The following is a 2660-nucleotide window of genomic DNA, read 5'->3' as shown; positions in this document are numbered from 1 at the left end:
CGGCGGGCGCATGGCCGGCGAGCAGGTCCAGGTCGCGCAGGCGACGCTGTTCCAGAACCGCGATTTCCCTGTTCTGACCGACTACAAGGCGTTCTTCGCCGGCCTGATCCAGCACGTCTACGGCCTGCAGCAGGCGAGCCTCGAGCGCATCTTCACCGGCATCAAGCCGAAGGATCTGAACCTGGTTTGAGGGGGCACCGCAAAAATATCGAAAACAACCCCATGCAAAGTAGCCGGTTGCCGGTATTCGGCACGGCACCTTGACTCGTCGGGCAACTCAGCGATATTTTTCCATTATACAGAAATCGCGCGACGGCGGCCGCCTCTGCCCTGGTCTCAAGTCGGATGCGGAACGACCCGCAGCGGCAGCGCAATCCCGAGCCGGTCGAGCATGCGCTGGAAGTCGCTTGCCGTGTAGCGGTCGTTCTCGGTGACCAGCCCAAGGACCCGCCCTTGCCCTTCGACAGCCACCGGCCCGATTGCACCAAGGGCGCTGTCCAGCGGGTCGAGCAGAGGCCGTCCCTCGACGGAGCGCTCGAGGAAACTGCGAAGCCAGGGCAGATGCGTGCTCGATAGCGTCATCGCACCGATGTCAGCATGCCGTGCGTCGAGCTCTGAGATAAACGCATCGACCTTCTGCTGAACGCCGACTTGGTCAAACAGGAAGGCGCCGCTCTCGACCAGGTCGACGAGCGGCGAGGCGTTGACGAAGAGAACGCGCCGTACCCGATCGCCGGCCTCGGTCGCGGCAAAGGCGCGCATCTCCGCGCTCTCGACCAGCGACTTCACGCCGAGAATCGCGATGTTTCCGTTTGCCTGCGCAAGCGCCTCCTTCACCGGCGGACGCACCCCGAACACCTGCACGGAAACCATGTCCTTGAGATCGTCGAGGACGGTGATCGAAGGAGCGTTCGACGCAACGAGGATGGCGGCGGGATCGAAGCGAAGCAGGAAATCAAAGGTTCGCCGCATCGTGTCGAGCAGCTCCTGCCGGCTCTTGCTGCCGTAGGGAAAGCTCGCACGATCTGCGAAATAGACGAGGTCCTGCCGAGGAAGCGCGCGCTGCAAGGCGGCGACGGCTGCATAGCTGCCGATGCCGGCGTCGAACACGGCAACAGGCTTGGTCAGGGCAGGAAAATCGAGCGCTCGATCGGTCATTGGGTCTGATGTGGCGCCGGCTACGCCTTCGCCGCCAAATCGGCGATCGCCTTCATCACGGCGTTGCGGATGCCGGGATCGTAGAGGATGTGGCCGGCGCCATCGATGATGCGGACCTCGCTGTCCGGCCAGCGCGCGGCGAGTGCGTGCGAGGTGGCGGGCGGGCACAAGAGGTCGTAGCGGCCTTGTACGATGATGCCGGGAATGCCGGCGAGCTTGCCGGCCTCGTCCATCAACTGGTTCGGCCGCATGAAGCAGTCATTGGCGAAATAGTGCGCCTCCATGAACGGCGTCGAGGGCAGCACGCCGGACGTCTTTTGCAGGTCGAGCCGCGTCTGTTTCGGTGCGTGTTCCGACAGCGTGCGCTCGGTGTCATGCCAGGCGCGCGCCGCGCGGCCGTGCACGTCGACACTGGAATCGAGGATGCGCCGATAGTAGGAGGCGAGCGGCGTCGCGCGCTCGTTCTCCGGCAAGAAATTGAGGAAGTCCTCGTAGAGTGCGGGATAGAATTGCGGCAGCGTCCGGAGGAACGCATCTTCCAGTTCCTCGCGCGTGCCGAGGAAGGTCGCGCGCAGCACGAGGCCGCTGACGCGCTCGGGATGCGCCTGCGCATAGGCCAGCGCCAGCGTCGCGCCCCAGGAGCCGCCGACCACCATCCAGCGCGCGAAGCCGAAACGCACGCGGATCTTCTCCAGGTCTGCGATAAGATGCTGCGTCGTGTTGTGGTTGCGGCTGCCCTTCGGCCGGCTGCGGCCGCAGCCGCGCTGGTCGAACAGCACGGCATGAAATCGCTCGGGATCGAACAGCTTGCGATGATCAGGCTGGCAACCCGATCCCGGGCCACCATGCAGGTATACCGCCGGAATGCCACCTTGGCGGCCGACACTCTCGACATAGAGTTCGTGACCGTCGCCGACAGGAAACTGCTCTGACGTCAGCGGCGCAGCCGCTTCACTGCGCCCAGGACCTACGTCATGCGCCATCGCCGCCGGCCGCCCCGCTCACTTGCCGTCGTCCAGACTCACGATCACCGCCGCGTTGGCAATGGTGATGGCATCGCCGCCGCCTTCGGCCGGGATCTCCAGTCCGCCTTTTACCGCCTTGACGGTCACCGTCCCGTAAGGGAGCTCCTTTGCGACCGCCGATGTGTCGACCGCATCCGGGTTCGGAACTCCGATGGTGACATCGACCAACATGTCGTGCGGCGTCTTCCCCAGCATCCTGACAAAGCCGAGGCTGGAATGGCGGATCGCGTCGGAGACGGCGCGCTTGGCGGCCTTGGTGGCGTCGCGCCCGTGAACATCGACGCCCATGCCCATCTCGGTGATACAGCGCACGCGTGCCATTGATTCGTTCCCTTTGCCTGTTCCAAGCAGATTTCCAAGCTCTACCACGCGATCGTGCCGGGCGGCTTGCCGGTCGCATCATAAAATAGATACGGCATAACTGGCACGAAAGCGCGCCCGGTGCTGCTTCAGAAGCAGAACTTCGCTATTCCATGA

3 protein-coding genes and 1 pseudogene are annotated in these 2660 nt (G+C 64.2%); 1 reads left to right on the top strand and 3 read right to left on the bottom strand.

Going from position 1 to position 2660, the window contains the following annotated elements; translation table 11 throughout:
- Positions 1 to 190, top strand: a pseudogene (locus VF497_RS15720) (DUF1501 domain-containing protein); the annotation flags it as partial.
- Positions 191 to 336: 146 nt separating this feature from the next.
- On the opposite strand, the gene VF497_RS15715 reads toward VF497_RS15720, so the two are convergent.
- From VF497_RS15715 to VF497_RS15705, 3 genes are read right to left on the bottom strand one after another with little or no spacing between them, the layout of a single operon-like run.
- Positions 337 to 1158, bottom strand: a complete 822-nt coding sequence (locus VF497_RS15715; RefSeq protein WP_330890429.1) for a glutamate racemase — start codon at positions 1156 to 1158, stop codon at positions 337 to 339.
- A 20-nt stretch (positions 1159 to 1178) separates the two neighbouring features.
- Positions 1179 to 2141 (bottom strand): prolyl aminopeptidase, encoded by a 963-nt coding sequence (gene pip / locus VF497_RS15710; protein ID WP_330890427.1) that lies wholly within the window; start codon positions 2139 to 2141, stop codon positions 1179 to 1181.
- An 18-nt stretch (positions 2142 to 2159) separates the two neighbouring features.
- Entirely contained in the window at positions 2160 to 2504 is a 345-nt protein-coding gene (locus tag VF497_RS15705) for a Lin0512 family protein (RefSeq protein ID WP_330890425.1), read from the bottom strand.
- Positions 2505 to 2660 lie beyond the last annotated feature (156 nt).

Origin of the sequence: Rudaea sp., from assembly GCF_036383415.1 — a bacterium.
In the GTDB taxonomy this organism is placed as follows: Bacteria; Pseudomonadota; Gammaproteobacteria; order Xanthomonadales; family Rhodanobacteraceae; genus Rudaea.
The sequence above is the reverse complement of the archived record's forward strand: the minus strand, read 5'-3'. Positions and strand labels throughout refer to the sequence as shown.